The organism is Protofrankia sp. Cas8 (assembly GCF_963555845.1).
GTDB lineage: Bacteria > Actinomycetota > Actinomycetes > Frankiales > Frankiaceae > Protofrankia.
Window position 1 is genome coordinate 6,658 of record NZ_CAUVXI010000155.1, and the last position, 6,768, is coordinate 13,425.

At 67.9% G+C, this 6,768-nt stretch carries 5 protein-coding genes; 3 read left to right on the top strand and 2 right to left on the bottom strand.

Annotated elements, in window-relative coordinates:
• Positions 1 to 560 precede the first annotated feature (560 nt).
• A complete protein-coding gene (locus tag U9977_RS19415) occupies positions 561 to 1,928 on the top strand; it encodes a citrate synthase (RefSeq protein ID WP_322750703.1) in 1,368 nt (455 codons plus the stop codon).
• Positions 1,929 to 2,187: 259 nt separating this feature from the next.
• On the opposite strand, the gene serC is transcribed toward U9977_RS19415, so the two are convergent.
• Complete coding sequence (gene serC, locus U9977_RS19420) at positions 2,188 to 3,306, bottom strand: phosphoserine transaminase (RefSeq protein ID WP_322750704.1); 1,119 nt, start codon at positions 3,304 to 3,306, stop codon at positions 2,188 to 2,190.
• A complete protein-coding gene (locus U9977_RS19425; RefSeq protein WP_322750705.1) occupies positions 3,299 to 4,393 on the bottom strand; it encodes a citrate synthase 2 in 1,095 nt (364 codons plus the stop codon). The genes serC and U9977_RS19425 overlap by 8 nt, the downstream gene beginning before the upstream one ends.
• Before the next feature lie 384 nt (positions 4,394 to 4,777).
• On the opposite strand from U9977_RS19425, the gene pdxH reads away from it, so the two are divergent.
• Both pdxH and U9977_RS19435 read left to right on the top strand, forming a co-directional pair.
• Positions 4,778 to 5,503, top strand: coding sequence for a pyridoxamine 5'-phosphate oxidase (gene pdxH / locus U9977_RS19430; protein ID WP_322750706.1), 726 nt, complete (start codon positions 4,778 to 4,780; stop codon positions 5,501 to 5,503).
• A gap of 14 nt (positions 5,504 to 5,517) precedes the next feature.
• A partial coding sequence (locus U9977_RS19435) for an MFS transporter (RefSeq protein ID WP_322750707.1) occupies positions 5,518 to 6,768 on the top strand: 1,251 nt, incomplete at its 3' end.

Consider the following 6,768-nt stretch of genomic DNA (forward strand, 5'->3'; position numbering starts at 1 on the left):
TTGACGACAGTGGACTCCGCGGTATCTGGGGACTCCGCGGTATCTGGAAATCGCGCACACCGGCCAGTGGAACAACTTTTCCTTGGTCTTCACATGTTTTCAACAATTAATGACTGGTGACATGCCTGGGCACACCCGCAGTTACCGCGTCCCAGTCGCACAACCCCGACCACGGCACGCCGGACCGGCCACCCGGGCTCAGGTACGGCGACGTCACCGGCGCAGGTGCGGCAACGTCACCGGCGCCGATACGGCGACGTTGTTCACGGAAAATCCTCCCCGCCTTCGCAGGCAGTATGCCTCCCATAGCCCAAGACAGTGGAATCACTTACTAACCGTGTCATGTTACGGACACGGAGCATTAACACTGAACAGTATGTAACGGGTGTTGTAGGACACGCCGGGCGGACGGTACCGATCGCGGGCGTGTGATGGCGCGAACCGCGAGACTTGGGGGCAACCGTTGCCTACCGCCGAACCGGCCCAAGCAGTCCGGACCCGGACGCCACAGCCAAGGCGCACGCACACCGATGTGATCGCTACAGCGAGAGGAGCCCGGCATGTCCGAGCAGGTCAGTACCCTGACCGTCACCGATAACCGCACCGGTCAGACCTATGAGATCCCGATCGCCGATGGCGCGATCCGTGCCACCGCCCTGCGGTCGATAAAGGTTGACGAAGGCGACTTCGGTCTGATGACCTACGATCCCGCTTTCACCAACACGGCGAGCTGTCGCAGTGCCATCACCTTCATCGACGGAGATGCCGGCATCCTGCGCTACCGCGGATTTCCGATCACGGAGCTAGCGGAGCGGAGCAGCTTCCTCGAGGTCGCCTACCTGCTGCTCGCCGGTGAGCTGCCGACAGGCACGGAGCTGGCGGTGTGGGAGGACGAAATCACCCACCACACCCTCGTCCACGAGTCGATCAAGAAGTTCATCGACGGCTTCCACCACGACGCGCACCCGATGGGCATGCTGTTGTCGACCGTCGGCGCCCTGTCGACGTTCTATCCGGACGCGAAGGAAATAACGGATCCGGGCCTGCGACGCCTACAGATCGTGCGCCTGATCGCGAAAATCACGACCTTGGCCGCGTTCTCCTACCGGCACTCGATCGGGCTGCCCTACGTCTACCCGGACAACGACCTGTCGTACGCGGGCAACTTCCTGAACATGATGTGGAAGGCCACCGAGCTCAAATACGAGCCGGACGCGAACCTCGAACACGCGCTCGACGTGCTGTTCATCCTGCACGCCGACCACGAGCAGAACTGTTCGACGAACGCGATGCGCGCGGTCGGCAGCTCCCAGGCCGACCCCTTCTCCGCGGCCGCGGCCGCGATCTCCGCACTGTACGGCCCGTTGCACGGTGGCGCCAACGAGCAGGTACTGCGGATGCTCACCGACATCGGTTCGGTGGAGAACATTCCCGCCTTCATCGCGAAGGTGAAGGACGGCAAGAAGAAGCTGATGGGCTTCGGGCACCGGATATACAAGAACTACGATCCACGCGCCCGGATGATCCGGCAGGTGGCCGACGAGGTGTTCAAGGTCACCGGAACGAACCCGCTACTCGACCTGGCCATGGAACTGGAACGGATCGCGCTCGAGGACGAGTACTTCATCAAGCGCAAGCTGTACCCCAACGTCGACTTCTATACCGGCATCATCTACCAGGCCATGGGCTTCCCGGTCGAGATGTTCCCGGTGCTGTTCGCGATCGGGCGGATGCCCGGCTGGCTCGCCCAGTGGGAGGAAGGTCTGCTCGACCCCGAGCAGAAGATCGCCCGGCCACGCCAGCTCTACGTCGGCTACGACGAGCGTCCGTACACGTTGATCGAAGATCGCTCCCCCGACATGGGCGGCGAATCCGACTCTATCGCCGCGCTCGCGGCCCAGGCCGCTCCGACGCGTCCGCGCCGATAGCCCTCCCCTGCCGGAAGGCGACCAGCCCGCTCAGCCCGCTCAGCCCGCTCAGCCCGCCGGATGTCTGGTAGATCCGCTACTTGCGGATCTACCAGACATGAGCCAAGGCGATGATTTTTCGAGGTTCGTGCGATCAACAAGGCCTTCTCCGTCGACCAAACCTCGAAAGATCGTTGTGTCGGGTCGAGCCCGTTACAGATCGAGCCGGTTACGGATCCGAGCCGGTTACGGATCCGAGCCGGTTACGGATCCGAGCCGGTTACAGACGTTCGACGACGTAGTCGATGGCGCCGGTCAGTGCCTGGATGTCGGCCGGCTCAACGGCCGGGAAGCAGGCGACCCGCAGCTGGTTACGGCCGAGCTTGCGATACGGCTCGACATCCACGATGCCGTTCGCGCGCAGGGTACTCGCGACAACCGCCGCGTCCACGCCGTCGAAGTCGATGGTGACCACGACCTGTGAACGCTGTGCCGGATCGGTGACAAACGGTGTCGCATAGGGCACCTTGTCCGCCCAGGTGTAGAGAATGGACGACGACTCGGCCGTCCGCCGCACGCACCAGTCCAAGCCGCCGCGGGCGAGCATCCACTCGACCTGGTCGGCGAACAGGAACAGGGTGGCCACCGCCGGGGTGTTGTAGGTCTGGTCCTTGGAGCTGTTGTCCCGGGCGGTCGTGAGGTCCAGGAACGGCGGGATCCACCGATCGGACGCGGCGATCTCAGCCAACCGTTCGATCGCGGCCGGTGAGAGCAGCGCCACCCACAGCCCGCCGTCGGAGGCGAAGCTCTTCTGCGGCGCGAAGTAGTAGGCGTCGACCTCGCGGATGTCGACGGGTAGCCCGCCCGCGCCGGAGGTCGCGTCGACCAGGTGCAGCGCACCCTCGTCCGCCCCGACCGGCCGGCGGACCGGCTTCGCCGCGCCCGTGGACGTCTCGTTGTGCGGGGTGGCGTACACGTCGATGCCCGGCTCGGGTGCCCAGTCGGGATGACTGCCGGGCGCCGAGGCGATGATCGACGGCTCGGCCAGGAACGGCGCGCCCTTAGCGGTGTCGGCGAACTTGCCGCCGAACTCCCCGAACACCAGATGCTGCGAACGTTCCCGCACCAGGTTGAACGCGGCCGCATCCCAGAAGGCCGTGGAGCCGCCGACGCCGAGCACCACCTCGTAGCCGTCGGGCAGCGAGAACAGGTCGGCGAGACCCGCGCGGACGCGTCCGACCAAGTTGCGCACGGGCTTCTGCCGGTGCGACGTCCCGAGCAGGGACGTTCCGGTCGCGGCGAGCTGGGCGACCGCCTCGGGCCGGACCTTGGACGGGCCGCAACCGAAGCGCCCGTCAACGGGACGCAGCTGCTCGGGGATGACGATGCCGTCAGGCATGGACGTCACCCAGCGGTCGCGGCGCCGGACCGATGTAGCGCGCGGACGGGCGGATGAGGCGTCCGGTGCGCTTCTGCTCCAGGATGTGGGCGCTCCAACCGGCGGTACGGGCACAGGTGAACATGGACGTGAACATGTGCGGCGGCACCTGCGCGTAGTCCAGCACGACGGCGGACCAGAACTCGACGTTCGTCCGCAGCGGGCGGTCCGGGTACCGGTTCGTGAGCTCCTCGATGGCCGCGGCTTCCAGCGCCTCGGCCACCTCGTAACGGTGTGAACCAAGGTCGCGGGCCGTCCGCCGTAGCACCCGGGCGCGCGGATCCTCCGCGCGGTACACCCGGTGACCGAAACCCATCAGCCGCTCCTTGCGGTCAAGCGCGCGGCGTACGTAACCGACCGGGTCGCCGGTGCGCTCGACATCGTCCAGCATCGCGAGCACCCGGGACGGCGCCCCGCCATGCAGCGGACCGGACAGCGCCCCGACCGCCGAGGACAGTGCGGCCGCCGCGTCCGCACCGGTGGAGGCCACCACCCGGGCGGTGAAGGTGGACGCGTTCATACCGTGCTCAGCAGCTGATACCCAGTAGGCATCCACTGCCTGGACATGCTTGGGATCCGGCTCTCCCCGCCAGCGGATCATGAAACGCTCAGTGATCGTGCGGGCCTTGTCGACTTCCTTCTGCGAGACGGCGGGCAGACCGAGACCGCGTGCCGCCTGCGCGACGAAGGACAGCGCCACCACCGACGCCCGCGCCAGGTTGTCCCGGGCTTCGGCGTCGGAGATGTCGATGAGCTGGCCGAAACCCCAGTAGGGAGTGAGCGTGGCAAGCGCGCTCTGCACGTCCACCCGGATGTCGCCCGAGTGCACCGGCAACGGGAAGGGCTCCGCCGGCGGCAGGCCGGGCTCGAAGGAGGAGTCGACGAGCAACCCCCACACATGACCGTAGTCAACCTTGCCGACGAGGTCCTCGATGTCGACGCCGCGATACCGCAGCGCGCTACCTTCCCTGTCCGGCTCCGCGATCTCGGTCTCGAAGGCGATCACGCCTTCCAGGCCGGGCTTGAAGTCGCTTGTCCTGTCGGCCATCGAAGTCCGGGCTCCGCTTCCTGTCCCCGGCCGGTGCCGTTGGCGGTACGCCGGGTCATTCCCGAGCACCGAACGCCAGCCGTAACTGATGTGAGCTGCTTACATCGGCATACCCAATTGCCTGTCTGCATCCTGCCCTGTTGTCGGAGGTAGTGCCACATTCGCCCAGGCCAACCACAGACCAACCACAGGGCGGCGCCGGCCCGGCACAGACCCGGCAACCTCCGGCACCGGTGAACCCTACCCATCGGACGGACGTACCCGACGCCACGCCACCTGGTGCCATCCACTCGATGTGTCACAGCTCACAACTCGTCGCTGCGGTTCCGCGATCGGATGCCGATTCCCAGGTGCCGCGGTCAGCCGGGTGCCAGGATCGGTCAGGTGTCGCAACACCCGAACCGCGATGCGTCGCCGGCCGTTGCGGACCCGGCGACCCAGCGGCGCGAGTACGCCACCAGTGGGCTGTCCGAATCCGATCTCGCCCCTACCTGGTTGAGTCAGTTCGCACGATGGTTCACCGAGGCGTCCGCCACCGCCGCCGAACCGGGATCGGCACTGGTCGAACCGAACGCGATGGTGTTCGCCACGGCCGACGCACGCGGCCGGCCCAGCGCCCGCATCGTCCTGCTCAAGGCGTTCGACGAACGCGGCTTCACGCTGTTCACCAACTACACATCCCGCAAGGGCCGCGACGCGGCGGCGAACCCCTACGGCTCGCTGGTCTTTCCCTGGCATGCGCTGGGACGCCAGGTCGTCGCCGCCGGTGCGCTCGAACGGGTGTCAGGCGAGGAGACCGCGGCCTACTTCCACACCCGCCCGCGTGGGTCCCAGCTCGCGGCGTGGGTGAGCCACCAGTCCGAAACGATCAGTTCCCGGGATGTGCTTGAGCGGCGCCGGGCAGCCCTCGCCGGCCGCTGGCCCGAACCCGGGCCGATCCCGGTACCGCCGTTCTGGGGCGGAATACGGCTCGTCCCGGACAGCGTCGAGTTCTGGGCGGGCCGCCACGACCGGCTCCACGACCGGCTCCGCTTCCGCCGGACCGGCGCGGATGAGGCGTGTCGCCCCGCCCGCGGTGAGCGCTGGGTGATCGAACGCCTGGCACCGTGAGGAAGCCCGACACCGTGGTCGGCACCGGTGCAACCGCCGGGCAGGCCGCCGGGCAGGCCGCCGGGCAGACCGACGGGCAGACCGACGGCCACTCGGCTCCGGAGCCCGACCACGTGACGTCCCGGGGACGGGCCCCGGGGCTCGGCCGGCGGATCGCCGCCACCGTCCTGACCGACATCGGGCCACTGCGGGCCTACCCGGCCTACCGGCGGATGTGGGCGGGCGAGACCGTCTCCGCGGTCGGTTCAATGATCACTACTACCGCGGTACCGCTACAGGTCTATGACATCACCAGGTCCTCGTTCGCGGTCGGACTGACCGGCCTGGTCGCTCTGGTGCCACTGGTCGTCTTCGGGATGTTCGGCGGGGCGATCTCGGACGCCGTCGACCGCCGGCGACTTGCGCTGGTCTCCTCCAGCGGGCTGGCCGCGGTGTCGGTCGGGCTGTTCGCTCTCGCGCTTGTCGACCTGCATACGGTGTGGCCGCTGTTCGCCCTCGTGGCCGCCCAGTCCGCGCTGATGTCCGTCGACCAACCGGCCCGGCGATCGATGACGCCGAACCTCGTGCCGCTGCGGGAGCTTCCCGCGGCCACAGCACTGCAGCAGATCGGCTGGAACACCGCCCTGACCGCCGGTCCGCTGCTTGCCGGGGTGGCGGTCGCGGCGTCGGGCTACACCCTCGCCTACGGGATGGACGTCGTGACCTTCGGGGCCGCGCTCTATGCGCTCGCGCGGCTGCCTTCGATGCCGCCGACGGGCGGCGGCACCCGAGCCGACATCGCGAGCGTCCTCGACGGATTACGCTTCCTACGCGGCCAACCGATAGTGCTCATGACGTTCGCCATAGACATCGTCGCGATGGTTTTCGGAATGCCGCGGGCGCTGTTCCCCGAGCTCGCCGAGACACAGTTCGGTGGCGGGACGCAGACCGCCGGGCTGCTCTACGCCGCGGTCGCCGCGGGCGCGCTGGCCGGGGCGGTGGTCGGCGGCTGGTTCGGCCGCATCCGGCGCCACGGGCTGGCCGTGGTCATCGCCGTGATCATCTGGGGTACGTCAATCGCCGGATTCGGGCTCGTCCACAACCTCGCCGCCGGTGTGCTGCTGCTCGCCACCGCCGGCGCCGCCGACATGGTCAGTGCGGTGTTCCGGAACTCGATGCTCAACGTCGCCACACCGGACGCGATGCGCGGACGCCTTCAGGGGGTCTTCATCGTGGTCGTCGCGGGCGGCCCGCGCCTGGGGGACCTTGAGGCGGGAACGGCGGCA

Excerpts from the sequence above, each read along its gene's own strand:
- U9977_RS19415 (WP_322750703.1), top strand. The coding sequence starts at position 561 with ATGTCCGAGCAGGTCAGTACCCTGACCGTCACCGATAACCGCACCGGT.
- serC (WP_322750704.1), bottom strand. The coding sequence starts at position 3,306 with ATGCCTGACGGCATCGTCATCCCCGAGCAGCTGCGTCCCGTTGACGGG.
- U9977_RS19425 (WP_322750705.1), bottom strand. The coding sequence starts at position 4,393 with ATGGCCGACAGGACAAGCGACTTCAAGCCCGGCCTGGAAGGCGTGATC.